Consider the following 22,839-nt stretch of genomic DNA (forward strand, 5'->3'; position numbering starts at 1 on the left):
TGGAGTTGGAGATGAGTGACAAGATTGTTCAGCTGAGCGATGCCAGCTTCGAGGCAGATGTAATCAAAGCCGATGGCGCCGTTCTGGTCGACTTCTGGGCCGAGTGGTGTGGTCCGTGCAAGATGATTGCCCCGATCCTGGAAGAAGTTGCCCAAGAGTACGAAGGTCGCGTGACCGTAGCCAAACTGAACATCGACCATAACTCTGATACTCCGCCCAAGTACGGCATTCGTGGTATCCCGACCCTCTTGCTGTTCAAGAATGGCGAAGTGGCAGCGACCAAGGTCGGTGCACTGTCCAAGACTCAGCTGAAAGAGTTTCTGGACGGCAACCTGTAATAATTAAAGAGGAGCGCATTGCAATAATGCGCTCCTTGTGTTTTATCACCTAGACGCTCATCCCGATTGGTGCTAGTTTATCGCTCGTTTGCTAACCTTTTTGCCTGACTCTTTGCTAACCACAGCCTGGCAATCAAATCCGATCAGCATCAATCCAGCAGACTGTCTCCTCATTTCAATCCTTGCTTACAGACTTTCACCACTATGAATCTGACTGAATTAAAGAACACTCCTGTGTCCGAGCTGGTCAAGCTTGGCGAATCCATGGGGTTGGAAAATCTGGCTCGGGCGCACAAGAAAGATATTATTTTTGCAATCCTCAAGGCGCACGCCAAGGGTGGTGAAGATATCTTTGGCGACGGTGTGCTGGAAATCCTGACCGATGGTTTCGGCTTCCTGCGCAGTGCAGACGGCTCCTATCTGGCAGGCCCTGACGATATCTACGTCTCCCCGAGCCAGATCCGCCGCTTCAACCTGCGTACCGGCGATACCATCTCCGGCAAGATCCGGCCGCCGAAAGAGGGCGAACGCTACTTCGCACTGCTCAAGGTCAATGAGGTCAACTACGACCGTCCGGAAAACTCCCGCAACAAGATCCTGTTTGAAAACCTTACCCCCCTGCATGCCAACGAACGTCTGCGTATGGAACGGGGTAATGGTTCTACCGAAGATATCACTGCCCGTGTACTGGACCTGGCATCCCCCATCGGTAAGGGCCAGCGTGGCCTGATCGTGGCGCCACCCAAGGCCGGTAAGACCATGCTGCTGCAGAACATCGCCCAGAGCATCGCCTACAACCACCCGGACTGTGAACTGATCGTTCTGCTGATCGACGAGCGTCCGGAAGAAGTGACCGAGATGCAGCGTATGGTGAAAGGTGAAGTGATCGCTTCCACCTTTGACGAGCCTGCTTCCCGTCACGTTCAGGTTGCCGAGATGGTGATCGAGAAGGCCAAGCGTCTGGTCGAGCACAAGAAAGATGTGGTGATCCTGCTGGACTCCATCACCCGTCTTGCTCGCGCCTACAACACCGTTATCCCGTCATCCGGCAAGGTACTGACCGGTGGTGTGGACGCCAACGCCCTGCACCGTCCCAAGCGCTTCTTCGGCGCCGCGCGTAATGTTGAGGAGGGCGGCAGCCTGACCATCATCGCTACCGCGCTGATCGATACCGGTTCCAAAATGGACGAGGTTATCTACGAAGAGTTCAAGGGTACCGGCAACATGGAACTGCACCTCTCGCGCAAGATTGCCGAGAAGCGCGTCTACCCGGCCATCGACATCACCCGCTCAGGTACTCGTAAAGAAGAGCTGCTCACCTCAGGTGACGAGCTGCAGAAGATGTGGATCCTGCGCAAGATTGTCCACCCGATGGGCGAGATCGACGGTATCGAATTCCTCATCGACAAGCTGGCGATGACCAAGACCAACGACGAGTTCTTCGACGCCATGCGGCGCCAGCAGAAGTAAGTCAGGTCAGAAAATGACGAAACCGCGGCCCTGGTCGCGGTTTTTGTTTATCTGTTTTCCGGTCGCCCTAGTAGTATGAGATTCCGATGTCACATGGATGGAGACGTCATGAAGCCTGTTTTCTGGTTATTGCTGGGGTTGCTGAGTGCAATGCCAGTCTGTGCGCAGAGTGCTCCGGTCGCGGTGACAGCCGAGACGTTGCAGACGCACCAGCGCTATCTGGCGGGCCGTCTGCAGGAGGGGCAATTTGCTGCCATCGACTCTCTGCTGGCGACCCTGAGCCGTGAGCGGCGGGAGTTCCTGTTGTTGCAGCTGCTGCGGGATATTCCCGCGACCACTCCTGCATCCCCTGCGTTGCAACAGTGGGTCGAGGCTCAGGCCGACAAGGCCCCCGAGTGGCTCATGGAGCAGCAGGTCGACGGTTTTCTGGTGCAGCAACCGGTTTATGATTTTGCCGCGCGGGCCCGTCAGTTGCTGGGGGAGTGGCAACTGCAATCACTGGTGCAGCGCTATCGGCTGCAGCTTGCTCAGGGCAGCTTCCAGCTAAAGTCCATCTACTACAGCAGTAACCCCGATCTCGCCATGCAGCAGCAAGCCCTGTTGCTGGCTCTTGACACCTTGCCGCAGCCGGTCTGGCTGCGGGAGGCGCAAGCGCTGGCCAGCCAGAATATCTATCTGCCCGACAATCATCTGTTGTTTCATCTGTTGCAGCGCACCGGGGAGCCGGCGCTCTATGGCATGTTGTGGCGGCGGCCGGCAGATCAGGATGCGCTGCGTGCACTCTCTACCATCAGCCGCTTTCATCACGGCAGTGCTGCCAGCGATCTGCTGATTGCCGCCAGTGGCAACGAGGGGTTGAAGGGGGCCGCCCTGCGTCAGCTGAGCGCGCTCTCGCCCTTGCCGCCGCAAGCCCAGAAATACCTGCTGGCGGAACTCTCCAACCGCCAATATGGGGCGCTGGTGGCCGGTCTGTTGATGGAGGTGGACGAGCCCCAGCTGCTCTCTGCACTGGCCAGACGCCTCGGCCAGCGTGACATGCCACCCATTGCACCGAGTCTGCTGCCCGATTCGGGTACACCCGATGGGCAGCCAGGGTTATAATGCGTGACCTCCTGAACCCGGTTGGGAACTTGCATGAAATACAAGGATTTGCGTGATTTCATCGCGCAGCTGGAACAAAACGGACAACTCAAGCGTATCACCCGCGAGATAGATCCCTATCTGGAGATGACCGAGATCAGCGACCGCACCCTGCGTGCGGGTGGCCCGGCTCTGCTGTTCGAAAATCCCAAAGGCTACACCATGCCGGTGCTGACCAACCTGTTCGGCACCCCGGATCGGGTTGCCATGGGCATGGGCCAGCCCGATGTGGGTGCTCTGCGTCAGGTCGGGGTCTGGCTCTCCTATCTCAAGGAGCCCGAGCCGCCCAAGGGATTCAAGGAGCTGATGGAGAAGCTGCCGATCTTCAAGCAGGTGCTCAACATGCCGACCAAGCGCCTCTCTTCCGCCCCCTGCCAGCAGGTGGTACAGGAGGGCGATGCGGTCGATCTCGACCAGCTCCCGATCCAGCACTGCTGGCCTGGCGATGTGGCGCCGCTGGTCACCTGGGGCCTCACCATCACCCGCGGCCCCTACAAGAAGCGCCAGAACCTCGGCATCTATCGCCAGCAGAAGATCGCCAAAAACAAGCTGATCATGCGCTGGCTCGATCATCGTGGCGGTGCCATCGATTTTCGCGAGTGGCAGGAGGCCCATCCCGGTGAGCGATTCCCGGTGGTGGTGGCGCTCGGTGCCGATCCGGCGACTATTCTCGGCGCGGTGACGCCGGTGCCGGATACTCTCTCCGAATATGCCTTTGCCGGTCTGCTGCGCGGCAGCCGTACCGAGGTGATCAAGGCCATCAGCTGCGATTTGGAGGTGCCCGCCAGCGCCGAGATTGTGCTGGAAGGCTATCTTGAGCCGGGTGAGATGGCGCCGGAAGGCCCTTATGGCGACCACACCGGTTACTACAACGAGGTGGACGAGTTTCCGGTCTTCACCATCACCCACATCACCAAGCGGCGCGATGCCATCTATCACAGCACCTACACCGGCCGTCCGCCCGATGAACCGGCGGTGCTGGGTCTGGCGCTGAACGAGGTGTTTGTGCCGCTGCTGCAGAAGCAGTTCCCCGAGATTGTGGACTTCTATCTGCCGCCGGAGGGGTGCTCCTACCGGATGGCGGTGGTGACCATCAAGAAGCGTTACCCAGGCCATGCCAAGCGGGTGATGCTGGGGGTCTGGTCCTTCCTGCGCCAGTTCATGTACACCAAGTTCGTGGTGGTGTGTGACGATGACGTCAACGCTCGCGACTGGAAGGATGTGATCTGGGCCATCACCACCCGGATGGACCCGGCACGGGACACCACTTTGATCGAGCACACCCCGATCGACTATCTGGACTTCGCCTCGCCGGTCTCCGGCCTCGGCTCCAAAATGGGGCTGGATGCCACCAACAAGTGGCCGGGCGAGACCAATCGGGAGTGGGGTCAGCCCATAGTTCAGGATGAGGCGGTGAAGCAGAAGGTCGATGCCATCTGGGATGAGCTCAATATCCTCGGATGAGGCAAACATGACAGTTTTGCTGCAAAAAGTGATGCGATCCGCACCGATTTGAGTATTCTCGACTGACGGGGCCAGGGCTGCTGGTCGTCACTCCATAGTGAAACAATGAGCGAAGCGGGCCGAGCGAGCCCGCCACAAGGACAAGAATGCAACGTATCAAATGCCGCGTAGAGGAACTGCGCGAATATGTCGACACCATCTGGCATGTGGCCCTGACGCCGCAGCAAGCGATCAGCTTCAAGCCGGGCCAGTATCTGCTGGTGGTGATGAGCGATTCGGACAAGCGCCCCTTCTCCATCGCCAACTCGCCGACCCGCCCGGGCGTGCTGGAGCTGCAAATCGGTGCCACTCCCGAGAACGCCTATGCCGGTCAGGTGCTGGCCCGCATGCGCGAGCAGGGGGAGATCGAGGTCGAATTGCCGGCTGGCAAGGCGTTCCTGCGCGATGAATCCCCCCGTCCGCTGATCCTGATGGCGGGCGGCACCGGCTTCTCTTACGCCCGCTCCATTCTGGAGTACCTGGTTGACACGGGCAGCAAGCGTCCGGTGTTCTTCTACTGGGGTGTGCGTCAGGCTCACTGGCTCTATGAGCTGGAGCAGATGCAGCAGTGGGAGCGTGACTATGCGCCGCTCACCTTTATCCCGGTGGTGCAGGAGCCTGATGCTGACTGGACCGGCAAGAGCGGCCTGGTGCACAAGGCGATCATGGATGATTTCGTCAGTCTCCACGACTACGACATCTATGTCGCCGGCCGTTTCGAGATGGCGGGTGCCGCGCGAGAGGAGTTCAAGATCCTCGGCGCCGAGCCGGAGCGCATCTTTGGTGATGCCTACGAATTTATCTGACGGGATCCCCGTCTGGATGACGCAGCCCCCGGTTTTGCCGGGGGCTTTTGTTTTTGTGGCTGCCGCAGTACCTGATCATATCGAATGGTTGGATTATCGCGGCGTTATCCCATTATTTTTCAATATTTTGGCTATGAGTGGCTACTAATCGAGCCTAGCTGATGGCATCTTTGTGGGGGATTGACAAGAGCATCCATAGAGCAAGCACAAGGAGGCGCAGTGTTGAGTGAAGAGGGCAGGGCATCTGCGGAGGATGACAGGGGTGAGACCGGCTCTGTCGAGCGGGTCGCAACGCTGATCCCGTCCCCTCATGGCGTTGAAATGGCCCGTTTGCAGGCAGAAATCGCCGCTTTGCAGCATGAAAATGGCCTGTTGCAGGAGAAGCTCAATGCTGCCCTCGATGGCACCGGCATCTGTCTCTGGCAGGGCACCATTCCCACTGGCGAGCTGCGGGTCTTCAATCTGCAGAACTTTCAGGCCGGTGACATGGCCCCTCATTTCGATCAGTGGAGCGCCAAGCTCCATCCCGACGATCGCGCCCATGCCATGGGCAGCTACTTTGCCCACCTTGAGGGCAAAATCCCCTTCTATGAAGCCGAATACCGCACCATCAGCCCGGCCGGAGAGATCACCTGGCTGTGGGATCGGGGCCGGGTCGTCGATCGGGATGGCGATGGCAAGCCGCTGCGGATCATGGGCTCCCATATCGATATCACCCAGCGCAAGGCTTATGAGCAGCGACTGGCGGAGCGTGCCAACAGCGACGCGCTGACCGGCTTGCTCAACCGGCAGGGGTTTGGCAAGGCGTTTGCCCAGCTGCAGCCGCAAGGGGCGGGGGCGCTGCTCTTTATCGATCTGGATGATTTCAAAGGGATCAACGACCAGCTGGGCCATGCCTGCGGCGATCTGGTGTTGCAGCAGATGGCGGACTGGCTGCGCCTCATTATGCCGGGCTCGGCGCTATGTGGCCGTTACGGCGGCGACGAGTTTGTGGTGCATCTGCACCGGGATGTGTCGAGCCATGGCCTGGCGCAACTGGCTGACGCCCTGATCAGCCGGATGCACGGCTATGTGCCCAAACCCGGTTGCCCGCAACGGGTGGGGCTGAGTATCGGCATCGCCCTGTGGGAGGAGGAGCCATTGAGCTTCCGGCAGGCATTGGAGGTTGCCGACCGTGCCATGTATGAGGCCAAGGCACGCGGCAAGCGAGCCTGGTATCTGCTTCAGGTGTGATGCTTTTTACAGGTTCAATTCAAAGCAAAAACCCCAGCCGAGCTGGGGTTTTTGTTATTCGCCTTTGGCGCCGAGCTGCTGCTCGAGCTGAGCTAGCTTGCTTTCGAGGGCGGCCAGTTTTTCACGGGTACGCAGCAGCACCTTGGTCTGCACGTCGAACTCTTCGCGGCTGACCAGATCCAGCTTGCCCAGCTGGGCTTGCAGTACCTGACGCATCTTCTTCTCGGCCTCTTCACCCATGCTGCGAATGCCGGGCGGCAGGGAGTTGTGCACCTGCTTGGCGATCTCTTCCAGTTTCTTCGGGTCGATCATGATGTCCTCCTTAAGCGTTGGCGGACATTCTACCGACAATTCCCTCACTTTGCCGAGATCGCGGCGGCTTTTTAGTCGTGATGGTGCCCGCTGGCTGGTCGGGTCTGGTGATGGGGCTACAACTGCTACCCTTGCGCCCCTTTGTTAACCTGAAACCATGACATGCACCACAAAGCTGAGCCAGAACTGTCCGGCATGAGTCTTATTTGGTGTTGGTTTTATGTTAACATTTTGCAGTCGAGGTCGTGATGACCCCGTTGGCTTGTGATGGATAACAACCTTATAAAAAGAGAATAAAAAATGAAGAAGAAGCTAATTTATGCAGCTGTTGTCAGCGCCCTGCTGGCCGGATGTGGTGGAGATGACAACAAGGGAGACACCACCAGCTCCCTCGATTATGCCCTGAGTGGTGCAAGTGGTCTTCGCCCGAGTGTACTGGCTCCCCGTGCTAGCGACGGTACTCTGAAGTTTTCAACCGAGACTCAGGTTCTGTCGAACCCGGTATCTGCTCTCTCTACCCTGGATGGCTGGTCAACCACCCAACCCGTCCAGCTGGTAACGGCGACCGTGACCGGTGTCTCTGTGCCGGCACCGGGGGTCAGCGAGTATGCCTCTGCCGTTGCGCCCCTCTACCTGCTCGAGCTCACGCTGGATCCGGTCACTCTGCAACCCAACGGAGTCAAGGGCGGCAAGCCACTGGTTTATGGGACCGACTTTGTGGTCACTGGCGGGGACGGCAAGCTCAATCTGGTTCCGCTCAAGCCGCTCAATCCCTCTTCTTACTACATGATCGTGGCGACCGATGCCCTCAAGGACAGTCGTGGCACACCGCTCAAGGCGGGCGGCGATTACAGCAGCTTCAAATCGACAGCTGGCGCAACCACTCAGGAGCAGACCATTAACGGCCTGATCTCGCTGCAGGAAGGTCTGTTCAAGGCGGCCACCGGGATCACCAGCGATCGGGTGATCTTCTCCGACTGGTTTGCCACCCAATCTGGTGCCGATGTGCTGCTGGCGGTGAAGAGTGCCGCCGCTTCCGTGCTGAAGAGCCCGAGTCTGGACGCCGCGGCGCTGTGGAAACAGGATGCCAAGGGCAACACCAGTCTGCCGGCAACCTATACCATCAGCGGTCTTAATAGCGGGGTGGATTTTCTGACCCAGCTGGCGAATGAGCCATTCTTGCCGCAGAAAGATCGTGATGCGATTGCTGCCGCTGTGGCGGCTAATGGCACCCTAAACGGAGTTGCAGCGGTGACCAAGGTGTATACCGGTACCGTCAAGCTCCCTTACTTCCTCTCTACTCCAGCGATAGCAGGCTCCTGGGACAAGGCCAAGACCCAATCCTGGCACGGCGCCATTCCCAGCCTCTATGCCATCGCCAACGCGCTGAAAGCGGGCGATACCGAGGTGATCGGTGGACTGGTCGGGGCGGGCGTGGACCCGGCATTGCTGGGTGAGCTGATCACCGACCCGAGCCGTCAGAGTGAACTGCTGACCGAGGCGAGCAAGCTGATCGGGGTGACCCTCACCTCCGGTGGCAAGCCGCTGGATGCCGAGCGCAATATCGGCCGTTTCAACCCGTTGCCGACCCTGAGCGAAGTACAATCGGTACCGCTGCGGATCTTCGCCGCTGCACCGCTCAATACCATCACCGATGTGATCATCTATCAGCACGGGGTTACCTCCATCAAGGAGAACGCCTATGCGCTGGCGCTGAGCCAGATTGGTGCTGGTCTGCAAGTCACACCAACAGCCAAAAATGTCGCTGTGGTGGTGATCGATCATCCGCTGCACGGCGAGCGTGGTTATGCCCTGAGCAACAGCATGGCGACGGTGACCACATCGGAGAACCCGCTCCCCTATCTGAACCTCAACTATCTGACGGTGGCGCGGGACAACCTGAAACAGAGCGTGGCGGATCTGCTGGGCCTTCGCCTGGCTGTCGGTCTGGCCAATGCCAAGGGGCTGGGTGGCCAATTGGGTGGTGGCGGTCTGAAAGTTCACTTCCTCGGTCACTCACTCGGAGCCATTACCGGGGCCAATCTGCTGGCTGTCGCCAACCAGACCACCGGCAGTGCTCAGGCTGATGCCTTGTTCAAGTTCGATACCGGTGGTCTGGCGATGCCGGGTGGCGGCATCGCGCCGTTGTTGCTCAACTCGCCGAGCTTCGGGCCGACCATCAAGATGAGCGTGCTAACCTCGGGCAGTCCGGCGCTGAAAGCGGGCTTTACCGCCTATGCACCGAATTGCAAAACGGCTGCCGCCACTTGCTTCGTCAACGAGTTCCTGCCCAGTCTGGATGCGGCCACGCAGGCGGGTGCGGCGAGCACCTTGCAGAGCTATACCTTTGCTGCCCAGTCAGTGCTGGACTCTGCAGACCCGATCAATCTGGGCAGTAGCGTCGCCAAGAGCCTCCCGCTGTTCGCCACCGAAATTGTGGGCGATGGTGCCCTCAACCTGCCGGATCAGGTGATCCCCAACAGCATCGCCTCTGCGCCGCTGGGTGGCACCGAGCCGCTGTTCCGGGGGCTGGGTTTGCAAGAGCTGAAGGGTTCCGGCGTGCTCCCGGCGGGTCACCATGCTGTGCGCTTCCTGAAAGGTGGCCATAGCTCGCTGCTGGCTCCTGACGAGAACTTCGATCAGGCTGGCGCGGTTACCACCGAGATCCAGACCCAGTTCGCCAGCTTCTTTATGAGTGGCGGTGCGGCGGTCAAGGTAACCGATGACACCCTGATCAAGCAGTAACTGCCTAGCGCGTAAAAAAACGCCGCCCTTCGGGGCGGCGTTCTCGTTTCTGCGGCTGCTGAAAAATCAGGTCGGCTGGTGGTTGCGATCCAGCCAGCCTTGCAGCAGGCCGACCAGCAGGCCGGTCAGGTGGGCGATGTTGGCGGTGCTGGTGCCGAGCATGTCGAAGAAGCCGAGCACCATCCAGAACAGCATAAAACCCATCAATGCCGGTGGCAGAATGAGGCCACAGGCCGGTTGCAGCTTGCTGCGCAGCCAGCAGTAGCCGAGCAGGGCATAGACCACGCCGGAGAGGCCGCCAAACAGCGGGCCGCTGGCAAAGAACTCGGCGATATTGGGCAGGGCGGCGCCCACCAGCAGCAGGATCAGCAGCTTGCCGCTGCCGAGGCGCTGCTCGATCTGGCCGCCGAGATACCACCACCAGAGCAAGTTGAACACCAGATGGAGCACCGAGAAGTGGATCAGGGCGGGGGTGAAATAACGCCACGCCTGCCAGTCGGTGAACTGGGCCAGGGTCGGGTGGAACGCCAGTTCGTCGTAGATGGGCAGGCCGATGGCCTCGATCCCGTAGATGGCGAGACAGGCGATGATCACCATCAGCGTTAGTGGCCCCGCCTGATGGAGGAAGTCGGTGATGGGATCCGTCATCCCCTTGCTGTAGTCGATGCGGGCATCTGCGCTACCTGATTGCCAGGAGGCCTCCATGTAGCGCGGGTGGCTAGGCTCGGCCAGAAAACGCTTCACCTCCAGCTGGGCCTGAGCGAGGCGTTGCTCGTCCGCCAGCCAGATGGTGACCCCCAGTTCGGACTGGGTCAGCTCGCAGGAGATGCCCAGGGTCGCCAGATAGTCCACCAGCGCCTGCGCCATGCGGGCGTTGTCGAGCACCAGCAGCTGGATCATGCCTCGCCTGCCTCGATGGGAAACTCCCGGCGCCACGCTTCGAAGCCGCCATCCAGACTGTAGACCTCGTCATAACCCTGTTGCAGCAGGTATTGGGCCGCCCCTTGACTGCTGTTGCCGTGATAGCACATCACGATGACCGGGGTATCGAAATCCACTTCGTTCATAAAGCGCACCAGGGTGCCGTTGGTGAGGTGGAAGGCGCCGACCGCGTGGGCCGCTTCAAAGGATTGCGGGTCGCGAATATCCACCAGACGGGCTTCACCCGCGCTCAGTTTCTGGTGGGCATCATGGGCATTGATATGGGCAAACTGGTCCATCGGGATGTCCTGCGAATAGGTTGATTACGGGCCAGTGTACCGCAAGCTTGGGCGCAAACTAACCCCACAAAAGATAAGGGAGCCGGTGGCTCCCTTGTTGATATGGCATGCGGGTCAGTGGGTTAACCGCCCAGATAGGCCTGCCGCACCGCTGGGTTGGCCAGCAGGGCGGCGCCCGTGTCTTGCAGCACCACGTGGCCGTTCTCCAGCACATAGCCGCGGTCGGCCAGCTTGAGCGCCTGGTTGGCGTTCTGCTCCACCAGAAAGATGGTCATCCCCTTCTGCCGCAACTGCTCAATGGTGTCGAAGATCTGCTGGATGACGATGGGGGCAAGCCCCAGCGAGGGTTCATCCAGCAGCAGCAGGCGCGGTTTGCTCATCAGGGCGCGGCCGATGGCCAGCATCTGCTGCTCGCCGCCGGACATGGTGCCTGCGCGCTGCTCCAGTCGCTCATGCAGGCGCGGGAACAGGGTGAACACCTGGTCCAGCAACCCGTGCTGTTCGGCCTTGTCGACGAAGAAGGCGCCCATCAGCAGGTTCTCCTCCACCGTCAGGCGGGCGAAGATACGGCGCCCCTCCGGCACCACGGCGATATCCTTGCGCATGATGCGGGCGGTGGTGAGGGAGCTGATCTGTTCCCCCTCAAACCAGATGGAGCCGCTGCTGGGCTTGGGCTCGCCGCAGAGGGTCATCAGCAGGGTAGTCTTGCCCGCGCCGTTGGCGCCGATCAGGGTGACGATTTCCCCCTCTTTCACCTCGACGCTGACATCGTGCAATGCCTGAATTTTGCCGTAGTGGGTCGATACGTTGCGAAGTTCTAACATCTTGTTTTCCTTACGACTCGCCCAGATAGGCCTTGATCACTGCCGGGTTGTTACGGATCTCATCCGGCTTGCCATGGGCCAGCGGGGTGCCCTGGCTGACCACGAAGATGCGGTTGGAGATGCCCATCACCAGCTTCATATCGTGCTCGATCAGCAGCACCGAGACCCCGAACTCGTCCCGCAGGCTCATGATGAGCTCGTCCAGCTCGTCGGTCTCCTTCGGGTTGAGACCGGCGGCCGGTTCGTCCAGCATCAGCAGCTCGGGACGGGTCGCCATGCAGCGGGCGATCTCGAGGCGGCGCTGCTGACCGTAGGCCAGGTTGCCGGCGGCGCGATTAGCGAGATCCTTGAGCCCCACTTTATCCAGCCAGAAGGCGGCCCGCTCCAGCCCCTCCTGCTCCGCCCGGCGGAAGGCCGGGGTCTTGAACAGACCGGCGATAAAGCTGGTGTTGAGGTGCTGGTGCTGGGCAACCAGCAGGTTCTCCACCGCTGTCATCTCCTTGAACAGCCGCACGTGCTGGAAGGTACGCACAATCCCCTTGCGGGCGATGAGGTGGCCGGGCAGCCCCTGGATCTCCTCACCCTTGTAGCGGATGGTGCCGCCGCTTGGGCAGTAGAAGCCGGTCAGGCAGTTGAAGATGGTGGTCTTGCCCGCACCGTTGGGGCCGATGATGGAGATCACCTCGCCCTTGTCGATATCCAGTTTTACCCCGTTGACGGCCAGCAGGCCGCCAAAGCGCATCGACAAATCAGAGACTTCCATTAACTTCTGATGTGTACTCATTTCTTCAACTCCAGATGCGGACGGGTCATCGGCAGCAGTCCTTGTGGCCGCCAGATCATCATGAACACCATCAAGAGGCCGAACATCAGCATGCGATACTCGTTGAATTCGCGGGCCAGCTCCGGCAGCACCGTCATCACGATGGCAGCCAGCACCACCCCGATCTGGGAGCCCATGCCACCCAGCACCACAATCGCCAGCACTATGGCCGACTCGATAAAGACGAAGGATTCCGGACTGATAAAGCCCTGCCGCGAGGCAAAGAAGCTGCCTGCGAAACCGGCAAAGGTGGCGCCTATGGTGAAGGCGGTCAGCTTGATGATGGTGGGGTTGAGCCCCAGCGATTTGCAGGCGATCTCGTCTTCCCGCAGCGCTTCCCAGGCGCGGCCAAGGGGCATGCGCAGCAGGCGGTTGATGACGAACAGGGTCACCACCACCAGCACCAGCGCCATCAGGTAGAGGAAGATCACCTTGTGGTTGGCGTTGTAGGTAATGCCGAAGAAGTTGTGGAAGGTATCAAAGCCCCCATCCTTGACGGTGCGGTTGAACTCCAGCCCCCCCAGCGTCGGCTTGGGGATGCCGGAGATCCCGTTCGGGCCGCCGGTCAGGGTGGTCATGTTGTTGAGCAGGATGCGGATGATCTCGCCAAAACCCAGGGTGACGATGGCCAGATAGTCCCCCCGCAGCCGCAGCACCGGGAAACCGAGCAGGAAGCCGAAGGTGGCGGCCATCAGCCCGGCGATGGGCAGGCACTCCCAGAAGCTCAGCCCGAAGTAGGTGTTGAGCAGGGCATAGCTGTAGGCACCGACCGCGTAGAAGCCGACATAGCCGAGATCGAGCAGACCGGCGAGGCCGACCACCACGTTCAGCCCCAGCCCCAGCATGATGTAAATCAGGGTGAGGGTGGCGAGATCGATGGCACCGCGAGAGGCCATAAAGGGCCAGCTCACCGCGAACAGCAGCACCAGCACGGCGGTGAGGTTATAGAGCTTGGGCGCCTCTTCCGGGCTCGGTAGCACCAGCTTGGTGAAGCCGACCGAGAAACCGCTGATGGAGGCCTGAAACAGCTTGGCGATCTGGCCGCGCAGCATCTGGAACCAGAAAACAAGGGTGGCTCCCCCCAGCAGCCAGGCCAGCGACACATCGAGGCGGCTCACTACCTGCAGGCTGGAGCCATCGGTCTCCAGCTTGAAGCCGAGCAGCCAGAAGGAGAGCACCAGCAACACCAGGCTGGCGATACAGGCGTGGATAAATTGATGTTTCATCACACTTTCTCCACTTCCGGACGACCCAGGATGCCAGTGGGCATAAAGAGCAGCACAAAAATGAGCAGGGCAAACGCCATCACATCCTTGTACTCGGTGCTGAGATAACCGGCGGTGAGCGCTTCAACCACGCCGAGCAGCAGGCCGCCCAGTACGGCGCCCGGAATGCTGCCGATACCGCCCAATACAGCGGCAGTGAAGGCCTTCAGACCGGCCATAAAGCCGAGGTAGGGATTGATGACGCCGTAATACATGCCGAGCAGCACCCCGGCGACGGCGGCCAGCGCGGCCCCCAGTACGAAGGTGATGGAGATGACCACGTGGGTGTCGATCCCCAGCAGGTTGGCCATCTTGATATCTTCCGAACAGGCGCGGCAGGCGCGGCCCATGCGGGAGCGGCCGATGAACTGGGTCAGCGCCAGCATGGTGATGAAAGTCACCACGAAGATGATCAGCTGCATATAGGAGAGGCTGGCCTGAAAACCATCCTCACCCCCCAGAGTCCAGCCACCGGAGATCAGGCTGGGCATGGCGATATCCCGCGAGCCCTGAGCCATGCGCATCATGTTCTGCAGGAAGATCGACATACCGATGGCGGAGATGAGGGGGATCAGCCGGTTGCCACCACGCAGTGGCCGGTAGGCGACCCGCTCGATGCTCCAGCCATAGGTGCCGGTGATGATGATACTGACCAGGAAGGCGCCTCCCAGCAGTAGAAAGGTGCTGTCGATGCCCATCATCATGAGCCCCGCCATCACCATAAAAGCGACATAGGAGCCAATCATATACACCTCGCCGTGGGCGAAGTTGATCATGCCGATGATGCCATAGACCATGGTGTAGCCAATGGCGATCAACGCATAGGTGCTGCCTATGGTTAATCCGTTCAGCAGTTGCTGAACCAGATAGAGGAGGTGTTCGGACATACTGCGTTCCCTGTACTTGCCCGCAAAGAGAGGAGGGGGTGAGCGTACTCACCCCCGATCGGCAGATTATTTGACTTGGCTGGAAGTACCGTCAGCGTGCCACTGGAACACACCGAATTCGAAGCCTTTCAGGTCACCGTTCGGTGCCCAGGTCAGGGGGCCCATCACGGTATCGATCGGTGCGGCCTTGATGGCGGCGGCAACGGCGGCCGGGTCATCTTCACCCGCCTTGGCGATACCGGCAGCCAGGCTCTGCACTGCGGCATAGGTGGTCCAGACGAATGGGCCGGAGGAGTCCTGACCCTTGGCCTTGAACGCAGCGACCAGCGGGGCGTTGGCAGGAACCAGATCGTATTTGTTCGGCAGGGTTACCAGCAGGCCTTCGGAAGCCGGGCCACCGATGGCGGAGATATCCTTGTTACCCACCCCTTCCGGGCCCATAAACTTGGCTTTCAGCCCCTTCTCGCCAGCCTGACGCAGGATCAGACCCAGCTCAGGGTGATAGCCGCCGTAGTAGACGAAATCGACGTTCTCTTTCTGCAGCTTGGCGATCAGGGCGGAGAAGTCCTTGTCACCGGCGGTGATCCCTTCAAAGGCCACCACTTTCACGCCAGCCTTGTCGAGCGCGGCTTTGACGCTGGAAGCGATCCCTTCACCGTACTGCTTCTTGTCGTGGATAACGGCCACGCGCTGGGGTTTGACTTGCTCGATGATGTATTTGGCGGCAGTCGGGCCCTGATCGCTATCCAGGCCGATGGTGCGCAGGGTCAGCTGGTAACCGCGCTCGGTGATCTTGGGGTTGGTGGAGGCGGGGGTGACCATCAGGATCCCCTCGTCTTCATAGATGTCGGAGGCGGGCAGGGTGTTGTCGGAGCAGAGGTGACCGACCACGAACTTGACGCCATCGTTCACCACCTTGTTCGCAACGGCCACCGCCTGCTTGGGATCGCAGGCATCGTCATAGACGACCGCTTCGATCTGCTTGCCATTGATGCCGCCAGCCTTGTTGATCTGCTCGACCGCCATCTTGCCGCCGGTGAACTGCATGTCCCCGTACTGGGCAACCGGGCCGGTAACCGGGCCTGCGATACCTATCTTGATGGTGTCTGCCGCGTGGGCGATGGAGATCGATCCAAACAGAGCCAAAGAAACCGCTGCGCCAACTGTGATTTTGCTCAACTTATGCATTGATTCGTCCCTTAATCAGTGGATTGTTTCATTTCCGTGTGCCATTCCGGATCTACATCCCGTGCATCCGGCTATAGGTATGGTTCTATCATTCCTCACGGGGCAATAACAAGCTGTTAAAGATACTAACCAGAGGGGGTTGGATGGGCGGATTTTGAAATAAATGACCTGTTATTTTCGGCTAATCAGAGCTTAATTTTGATTTGTTGACTTAACATCTTGGTAACGAGAGGCGATTCTGACAAACGCCAGAGGATTAATCTGGCGATATTTTACTCTGACAGCGCTCCCATTTTGACCACAATCCATTTGCGCAAACAGAAATGAGCGCCTAAATTAGCCGGCATTGACAATTCCGTGGCAGAGCTCGTTAAAACCAAGCCTTTATTCGGGAAATCTGCTAATGTTCCGCCTTTGACAGTCAGGAGACAGAGATGGCCACTATCAAGGATGTCGCCTCGCGCGCAGGCGTATCCATCTCCACCGTCTCACATGTGCTCAACCACACTCGGCGGGTCAGCGAAGACGCGACCCAGAAAGTGATTGAGGCGGTGGCAGAACTCAACTACGCGCCCAACTCGGTAGCGCGCAGTCTTAAAATAAATTCGACCAAGACCATTGGTATGCTGGTGACCACCAGCGTAAACCCCTTCTTCGCAGAAGTGGTGCAAGGGGTTGAAGCGTACTGCTTCGAACAGGGCTACAGCCTGATCCTCTGCAACACCGAAAACCAGCCGCCTCGCCAACAGCATTACCTGAGAATGCTGATGGAAAAACGGGTGGATGGCCTGCTGGTATTGGGTACCGATATCGACACCCCGTTGCGCGACATGCTGCGCATCCACAAGAACGTGCCGCAGGTGGTACTGGATTGGGGCACGGAGTGCGATTTCGCCAACGTTATCAACGACAACGCCCGCATCGGCGCCCGCATGGCCGTTCGCCATCTGCTGGAGCTGGGGCACCGCAACATCGTCTGCATCACTGGCCAGCTCTCCAAGCCGACCACCCAGCAGCGACTGGACGGGGTACGTGATGCGCTGGGCGAGCACGGTCTGACCCTTAAAGATGAACAGGTCTTTGAAGGGGACTACGAGAGCCAGAGCGGCTTCGATGCCATGCAGCGTATCCTGGCCCTGCAGCCTCGTCCGACCGCGGTCTTTGCCTTCGACGATCCCATGGCGATCGGCGCGATTTGCGCTGCCTGGGAAGCGGGAGTCAAGGTGCCGGACGATATCTCCATCATCGGCTACGACGATGTGGAGATGGCGCGCTTCTCCAGCCCGCCGCTGACCACCATCCGTCACCCTAAGGCCGAACTGGGCCAGTTGGCGGTGAAGCATCTGGTCAGCCGGATCCGCAACAAGGAGCTGGAAGTGGAATCGATGACGGTACAGCCCGAGCTGATCGTCCGTCGCTCGGTCAAACCGCTGCGTTAATCTGCACCCGTTGCCAAAACGAAAAACCCCCTCTGTCACGAGGGGGTTTTTGTTTATGGGCGGGTTACTTTCAACCTGTGGCTCGTAGTGCCGATCTCGGCCTTGTGAGTGAATATTCCCCCCGTTTGACCCACCTCGCATTTTGCCTGTTAATCGTTTGATCAATATCAACAAAGGGTTAAGTTCTGATGGACTCCCGACTTAACCGTTCCATCCTGTAGGTTGGGTATGACTGTCAAGGATGGTGTCTTATGTTCCCCCCTCGCAAGCTGGGTCACCAGATCACGCTGCTGGCAATCGGCGGCATCGTATTGCTCGCCGTGGTGCTGCTTACCTTTAATCTGTTTGAAAATCGCCAGCGGGCGCTCGCGGCCGAGCAGGCTGCACTGCGTAGCCAGCTCCAGAACGTGGAAGCGGTGATCAAAAACACCAGCCATGAAACCGTGCTGGCGGCGACCCTGATCGCCCAGCGGGCGGATGCAGCAAAGGCGGTGGCCGACAAGGATTGGCAGACCCTCGCCAATCTGTTTGATCCGCTCTGGCCAGCTATCAAGGCGCAGGGGATCGAGCAGTTCCAGTTCCACCTGCCGCCAGCCACTTCCCTCTATCGGGTACACAAGCCTGAAAAACACGGTGATGACCTCTCTGCCATTCGCCCCACTGTGGTTGAGGTGAATCGCGAGCATCATGCCGTTGGCGGGCTGGAGATTGGCGTGGCTGGTACCGGTTTGCGCGGGGTTGTGCCGGTCACCTTCAACGGGCAGCCGGTCGGTTCGGTGGAGTTCGGTCGTGCTCTGGATGAAAAGCTGTTTGGCCAACTGCTGGACAAGCAGGTGCAGCTCGCCATCTATCTGTTTGAGCAGGGCAAGCTGGTGACGCTGGTTGGCACATCCCGGCTTGGTGAGGCGATGGAGTGGTATCAGCCGGTACTGGCCGGTGAGGAACGTTTCGTCAATATGACGCAACAGGGGAGTGATTTGCTGGTGATGGCGGCCCCCCTGCGCGATTACTCCGGCAAGGCGGTCGGTATCATCGAGTTGACTCGGGATCACAGTCTGGTCGCGGCCGATCTGGCTCGTCAGGGCTGGCAGATGGCGATCATCTCTCTGATAGGGGCTCTGGTGATTGCCATGGTGATGGCGTTTGCACTCAATCGCATCAATCGACCGCTGCTCGACAGCGTCAAGGCGCTGGAGGCGCTGGCCAATGGTTCCGGCGATCTTGGCAGCAAGCTGCCGGTGGCGGGGCCGGAGGAGATCCGCCGCCTCGGGTCGGCGTTCAATGGCTTTGTTGCCAAGATCCGCGACACCATCAGCCAGCTCACCGCCACTCTGGGCGAACTGGCTGGCGAGAGCGAGCGGCTGTCGCGCAGTGCGGCGGGCAACCTTGGCAGCATGACGCGTCAGCAGGAGCAAACCACCCAGCTCGCCACCGCCATGACCGAGATGACCAGCACGGTACACGAGGTGGCCAACAACACGGCGCAGGCGGCCGAAGCGGCCAACGAAGCGGACAATCAGGCGGTCACTGGTGATGAGGTGGTGCAGCAGAGCGTCAACATGATCGAACAGCTGGCGGAGGAGATCGCCAGCGCGGGCAACACGGTGAAAGAGGTCGCCAAGGCCAGCGAGCAGATTGGCTCTGTGCTGGCGGTGATCCAGTCCATCGCCGAGCAGACCAACCTGCTGGCCCTCAACGCCGCTATCGAGGCGGCCCGGGCCGGTGAACAGGGGCGTGGTTTTGCGGTGGTGGCCGACGAGGTGCGCTCGCTGGCCGGGCGCACCCAGCACTCCACCGCCGAGATCCGCGGCACCATAGAGCAGTTGCAACGGGCGGTGGGCACCACGGTGACCATGATCGAACACAGCGTCTCGCGGGCGGGGGAGTCGGTAGAGCGGGCCAATCAGGCGGGAGAAGCCCTCGGCCGGATCAAGGGGGCGGTCAACAGCATTCGCGACATGAACACCCAGATCGCCGCCGCTTCGGAAGAGCAATCCTCGGTGAGCGACGAGATCACCCGCAATATCGTCAGTGTCCACGAGATCTCCCAGGCCACCACCCTGGTGGCGCGGGATACCGCCCATATCGCCAGCCATGTGGCGACCCTGGTGGACAAGCTGGGGGATCTGGCCGGGCAGTTCCAGGATGGTTCCAACGTGCGGATGGTGCTGAGTCGCGCCCGCGCCGCTCATATGGGCTGGAAGACTCGGGTGCGTGCCTATCTGGATGGGCAGGAGGGGCTGTCGCGCAGCGAGGCGGTCAGTGACAAGGAGTGCCGCCTTGGCCACTGGTACTTCAGCGAAGGGCAGGCATGCTGCGGCGATCAACCGGCCTTCAGGGCGATGGCCGCCCCCCACGCCAGACTGCATCAGGTGATCCAGCAGATTATCGAGCTGAAAAATCAGCACAAGCATGAAGAGGCGGAGGCGCTCTATCGCGAAATCGAGCAGAACTCAGAACAGGTAGTGGGCTGCATCGATCAGTTGCTGCGGGAGATGACCAAGCCGGAGCGTTAATGACGAAGGGGCGGATAGCCAAAGGGCTGACAGCGATGTCAGCCCTTTTTCATGGTGCGGGTCAGGGGCGAGGTTACTGCTCCGGACGCAGATCCTGATAACGGGCGGCGGTGATGAACTGGCCGAAGGTTTCACACCAGACGATCACGCTGCTGAAGCGGGCCGGATCGATCGTGGCGGGCAGCGGCACGATAAAGTTGTCGAAGGTCTTCACCGGCCCGACTCGCACCATCTGATCCTTGAGGCGGGCAAAATCGGCTTCGGTCTCGACAAACTCGGGGGAGAGGTAGAGCTGGTAGTCCGGCTCGGGGGCCAGCTTGCCCATCAGGCTGACGGCATCCGGCCCTATGCTCACCTTGCCTTCCCCCCAGTGCAGCCGATCGCTGTCTTTCAGATCCCGGCGAAAGGTGCCGTGGAAACTCGCTTGCTGCTGGCTGGCCGCGACCTGCTCGGTATCAGGTGCGGGGGGCGCGATCAGGATTGGCAGGGTGTAGACACCGGCGGCAAAGCCTGCCGCCGCGACCAGCAGATGGGTACCCAGCAGCAGGGCCATGGTTTTGCGTCTCATGATATCTCGGTCGTTGATGAACAGGTGCCAGCATCATAGCAGTGGTGCTGGCTAAAGCGCTTGTCGTCCAGCGCAATGGAGCCGGATGTTTGCGCAGCCGCGGTTGATATGGCTTACAGGCTGGCGAAATCTACTTCCGGCAGGTTTTCAAAGCCGGGGCGGGCGAACAGGTAGCCCTGCATCAGGTTGATGCCCATCTCCCGCAGACAGGCCATCTCTTCGCGGGTCTCGATCCCCTCCGCCAGCGGGGTGATCTGCAGCTCGGCAAACAGGGCCAGACAGTGGCGCACTATGGCTTGTCGGGTCGGGTCATGGTCGATGCCGCGCAGCAGGTGCATATCGAGCTTGACGATATTGGGGTGAAAATCGGCCAGCAGGTTGAGACCCGAGTAACCGGCGCCAAAGTCATCGATCGCTGTTTTGAAGCCGAGGGCCTGATAGTGATCGACGATACCGCGAAGATGCTGGCTATCCTGCACCTGCTCCACCTCGGTCAACTCGAACATGATCTGCTCGATAGGGAAGTGGTGCTCGCGGGCCGCCTGCAGGGTGGTGCGGATGCAGCGCTCCGGACGGTAGACCGCATTGGGTAGAAAATTGATGCTCAGCATGCCCCGCATATCGAGGCGGGCGGCCAGTGCGATGGCCTTGATGCGGCACAGCTGATCGAAGCGGTAGCGGTTGTCGTCGTTGACCCGGGCAATCACGCTCTGCGCGGGTTCGTTGTTGATCCCCCGCACCAGCGCCTCGTAGCCGAAGACGGTACGCTGGCTGCAATCGACGATGGGCTGAAAGGCCATGGTGAAGTCGAAGTCGAGTTCTGCTTTCTCCTGACACAGCTGGCAGATGGCGGGGGACGGGGCGGCAGGTATATCCATGACTTTCCTCTTGGGCGTGGCGGCGCTGGGCACTGTCTCAAATGATAACAGCTCATTACCCCCCTGTAGGTTCGATTAGCGCAGCGTAATCGGACGCTCGAGAGGCTTTGATTGCGGTTGTTGCCATGAAACAGGATCGGCCAGTTGGAGGGGAAATTCGGCTGGCTGTTATGGCAGGAGAATCCATTTATGCGAATGTCCGATTACGCCTGACGGCTAATCGAACCTACGAGTTGCTCCCTTCTCCCCTTGTGGGAGAAGGGTTGGGGATGAGGGGGCGTTATGCCAACCCAAGGTCAATGTTGGGCTTCTCGATGTTCGGCACCGACCGGTATCAACCATATCTCACCACCTTATGTAGGTTCGATTAGCGCAGCGTAATCGGACGATCGAGAGGCTTTGATTGCGGTTGTTGCCGTGGAACAGGGGCGGCCAGACGGAGGGGGAATGTGGCTGGCTTTTATGGCGGGAGAGTTGATTTACGCGAACGTCCGATTACGCCTGACGGCTAATCGAACCTACGAGCTGTCTCAAATGATAACAGCTCATTACCCCCCCTGTAGGTTCGATTAGCGCAGCGTAATTGGACGAACGAGAAGCTTTGATTGCGGTTGTTACCGTGCAACAGCGTCGGCCAGCCGGAGGGGGGAATTCGGCTGGCCGTTATGGCGGGAGAATCCATTTACGCGAATGTCCGATTACGCCTGACGTACGAGTTGCTCGGGTGAGGGAAAAATAGGTGGGTGTCACAGTTTTTAATTGTGTTAATGTGTTTTTATTAAATTTTTTCAGGTATATGGGGCGCAATTATGGATATTGTAGATTTTATAAGGCAATTCATTTTTGAGTTATCAGTGCAATTGAAAGCATCAAACTTATACCTCACGATCTTTGCTGCTTTATTAGGTGCAGTGGTCGGAGTACTACTTACAATCTTTGTGTCGCTTCTCTCAGGCTTTCTGAATAAATTAAGCTATAACAAGTCGGCAAGAATGCAAATTCATGATTTAACAGAATCTAATATCATGCGATGTCAAGTGAATATAGGTGTTCTAGATAATGAGATTGATGGATTATCTTCTCGGGGAAAATTCACATTGAATGGTCTTGCTTTGCTGCAAGACTACGAAAATACGTTGCTTTATACACCCGCAAAATTTAGACCTACAGAGTTTTTTTTAATCCGCATGCAAACCACAGCATTGAACTCACATCATGCGCAACTAGCGTCAATGCTAGAACAAAGAGCTAGGCTCGATATAGAGATTAGAAAAGCCTCCCAAGGTGAGCAGGAGTGGGAATTAACAGGGCTAAGGCTCGAATATGATAGGCACCTTAAAAATAAGTTTTCTGAGATACAAGAGTTTACAAAAGCCCTTAGAGATTATATTGACCTTGGATGCCTCAAACGATTTTTTATGAATTTCATTCCCCTGAGAGTGATTCAAAAAAAGTCTATGGAAGTTGTCATGGGGACTCCAACTCAGACCAACTAACTGGCAATCTACATCGCATGGGCGGACCTATTAGGTAGAGCCGCTGGTTGTTTATTGATCACCGCAATTCCTGCTTTATTAGTGAATGTTAAATATATTGGTAAGGACTTAATGTACAGATCTAGTTATCACCTGACACCGGCCTCAAACCGGTGTCTTGTTTACGCTACTTTAGTGCGCACTTCCTT

General features: G+C 58.9%; 20 protein-coding genes. 10 read left to right on the top strand and 10 right to left on the bottom strand.

Going from position 1 to position 22,839, the window contains the following annotated elements; translation table 11 throughout:
• The first annotated feature begins 11 nt into the window (after window positions 1-11).
• From trxA to NOM06_RS17750, 6 genes are all read left to right on the top strand, one after another.
• Window positions 12-338 carry a thioredoxin TrxA gene (trxA, locus tag NOM06_RS17725; RefSeq protein WP_005339416.1) on the top strand — a complete coding sequence of 109 codons (327 nt, stop codon included), beginning with the start codon at window positions 12-14 and terminating at the stop codon, window positions 336-338.
• 204 nt (window positions 339-542) lie between these two features.
• Window positions 543-1,808: a transcription termination factor Rho gene (gene rho, locus NOM06_RS17730; protein ID WP_005339417.1), complete on the top strand. Its 1,266-nt coding sequence runs from the start codon at window positions 543-545 to the stop codon at window positions 1,806-1,808.
• Window positions 1,809-1,916: 108 nt separating this feature from the next.
• Window positions 1,917-2,909: a hypothetical protein gene (locus NOM06_RS17735; RefSeq protein ID WP_255912583.1), complete on the top strand. Its 993-nt coding sequence runs from the start codon at window positions 1,917-1,919 to the stop codon at window positions 2,907-2,909.
• A gap of 33 nt (window positions 2,910-2,942) precedes the next feature.
• Complete coding sequence (gene ubiD, locus NOM06_RS17740; RefSeq protein WP_255912585.1) at window positions 2,943-4,412, top strand: 4-hydroxy-3-polyprenylbenzoate decarboxylase; 1,470 nt, start codon at window positions 2,943-2,945, stop codon at window positions 4,410-4,412.
• A gap of 146 nt (window positions 4,413-4,558) precedes the next feature.
• On the top strand, window positions 4,559-5,257 hold the full coding sequence (fre, locus tag NOM06_RS17745) for an NAD(P)H-flavin reductase (protein WP_255912587.1): 699 nt from the start codon (window positions 4,559-4,561) through the stop codon (window positions 5,255-5,257).
• A gap of 219 nt (window positions 5,258-5,476) precedes the next feature.
• The gene (locus tag NOM06_RS17750) at window positions 5,477-6,490 is read left to right on the top strand and encodes a sensor domain-containing diguanylate cyclase (protein ID WP_255912589.1); all 1,014 of its coding nucleotides are present in this window, start codon (window positions 5,477-5,479) and stop codon (window positions 6,488-6,490) included.
• 54 nt (window positions 6,491-6,544) lie between these two features.
• Here the strand turns inward: NOM06_RS17750 and NOM06_RS17755 are convergent, their stop codons facing one another.
• Window positions 6,545-6,802, bottom strand: a complete 258-nt coding sequence (locus NOM06_RS17755) for an accessory factor UbiK family protein (RefSeq protein ID WP_005339429.1) — start codon at window positions 6,800-6,802, stop codon at window positions 6,545-6,547.
• 300 nt (window positions 6,803-7,102) lie between these two features.
• Between NOM06_RS17755 and NOM06_RS17760 the strand changes: the two genes are divergently transcribed.
• Window positions 7,103-9,547, top strand: a complete 2,445-nt coding sequence (locus tag NOM06_RS17760; protein WP_255912591.1) for a VolA/Pla-1 family phospholipase — start codon at window positions 7,103-7,105, stop codon at window positions 9,545-9,547.
• Between the two features lie 66 nt (window positions 9,548-9,613).
• Here NOM06_RS17760 and glpG read toward each other — a convergent pair whose 3' ends face one another.
• The 7 genes from glpG to NOM06_RS17795 all read right to left on the bottom strand — a co-directional run bounded on the left by glpG (window position 9,614) and on the right by NOM06_RS17795 (window position 15,754).
• Window positions 9,614-10,447, bottom strand: a complete 834-nt coding sequence (gene glpG, locus NOM06_RS17765) for a rhomboid family intramembrane serine protease GlpG (RefSeq protein ID WP_255912593.1) — start codon at window positions 10,445-10,447, stop codon at window positions 9,614-9,616.
• Window positions 10,444-10,767 (bottom strand): thiosulfate sulfurtransferase GlpE, encoded by a 324-nt coding sequence (gene glpE, locus NOM06_RS17770; protein WP_005355913.1) that lies wholly within the window; start codon window positions 10,765-10,767, stop codon window positions 10,444-10,446. Before glpE ends, glpG begins: the two co-directional genes overlap by 4 nt.
• Window positions 10,768-10,889: 122 nt before the next feature.
• On the bottom strand, window positions 10,890-11,591 hold the full coding sequence (locus tag NOM06_RS17775; RefSeq protein ID WP_005339433.1) for an ABC transporter ATP-binding protein: 702 nt from the start codon (window positions 11,589-11,591) through the stop codon (window positions 10,890-10,892).
• Window positions 11,592-11,601: 10 nt separating this feature from the next.
• Window positions 11,602-12,375 (bottom strand): high-affinity branched-chain amino acid ABC transporter ATP-binding protein LivG, encoded by a 774-nt coding sequence (gene livG / locus NOM06_RS17780; RefSeq protein ID WP_005339435.1) that lies wholly within the window; start codon window positions 12,373-12,375, stop codon window positions 11,602-11,604.
• Entirely contained in the window at window positions 12,372-13,640 is a 1,269-nt protein-coding gene (locus NOM06_RS17785; protein ID WP_005355922.1) for a high-affinity branched-chain amino acid ABC transporter permease LivM, read from the bottom strand. Before NOM06_RS17785 ends, livG begins: the two co-directional genes overlap by 4 nt.
• Entirely contained in the window at window positions 13,640-14,566 is a 927-nt protein-coding gene (gene livH, locus NOM06_RS17790) for a high-affinity branched-chain amino acid ABC transporter permease LivH (protein ID WP_005339439.1), read from the bottom strand. The genes NOM06_RS17785 and livH overlap by 1 nt, the downstream gene beginning before the upstream one ends.
• A gap of 66 nt (window positions 14,567-14,632) precedes the next feature.
• Complete coding sequence (locus tag NOM06_RS17795; RefSeq protein WP_043825924.1) at window positions 14,633-15,754, bottom strand: branched-chain amino acid ABC transporter substrate-binding protein; 1,122 nt, start codon at window positions 15,752-15,754, stop codon at window positions 14,633-14,635.
• Window positions 15,755-16,188: 434 nt separating this feature from the next.
• Here NOM06_RS17795 and NOM06_RS17800 point away from each other — a divergent pair, with 434 nt between their 5' ends.
• Both NOM06_RS17800 and NOM06_RS17805 read left to right on the top strand, forming a co-directional pair.
• The gene (locus NOM06_RS17800; RefSeq protein WP_255912595.1) at window positions 16,189-17,193 is read left to right on the top strand and encodes a substrate-binding domain-containing protein; all 1,005 of its coding nucleotides are present in this window, start codon (window positions 16,189-16,191) and stop codon (window positions 17,191-17,193) included.
• Between the two features lie 251 nt (window positions 17,194-17,444).
• Entirely contained in the window at window positions 17,445-19,709 is a 2,265-nt protein-coding gene (locus NOM06_RS17805) for a methyl-accepting chemotaxis protein (protein ID WP_255912597.1), read from the top strand.
• A gap of 73 nt (window positions 19,710-19,782) precedes the next feature.
• Here the strand turns inward: NOM06_RS17805 and NOM06_RS17810 are convergent, their stop codons facing one another.
• Window positions 19,783-20,277, bottom strand: a complete 495-nt coding sequence (locus tag NOM06_RS17810; RefSeq protein WP_255912598.1) for a DM13 domain-containing protein — start codon at window positions 20,275-20,277, stop codon at window positions 19,783-19,785.
• Between the two features lie 113 nt (window positions 20,278-20,390).
• Window positions 20,391-21,155 carry an EAL domain-containing protein gene (locus tag NOM06_RS17815; RefSeq protein WP_255912599.1) on the bottom strand — a complete coding sequence of 255 codons (765 nt, stop codon included), beginning with the start codon at window positions 21,153-21,155 and terminating at the stop codon, window positions 20,391-20,393.
• Between the two features lie 809 nt (window positions 21,156-21,964).
• Between NOM06_RS17815 and NOM06_RS17820 the strand changes: the two genes are divergently transcribed.
• Complete coding sequence (locus NOM06_RS17820) at window positions 21,965-22,651, top strand: hypothetical protein (RefSeq protein ID WP_042882744.1); 687 nt, start codon at window positions 21,965-21,967, stop codon at window positions 22,649-22,651.
• The last annotated feature ends 188 nt before the right edge of the window (window positions 22,652-22,839 follow it).

The organism is Aeromonas sp. JL9, assembly GCF_024436075.1.
GTDB lineage: Bacteria > Pseudomonadota > Gammaproteobacteria > Enterobacterales > Aeromonadaceae > Aeromonas > Aeromonas veronii.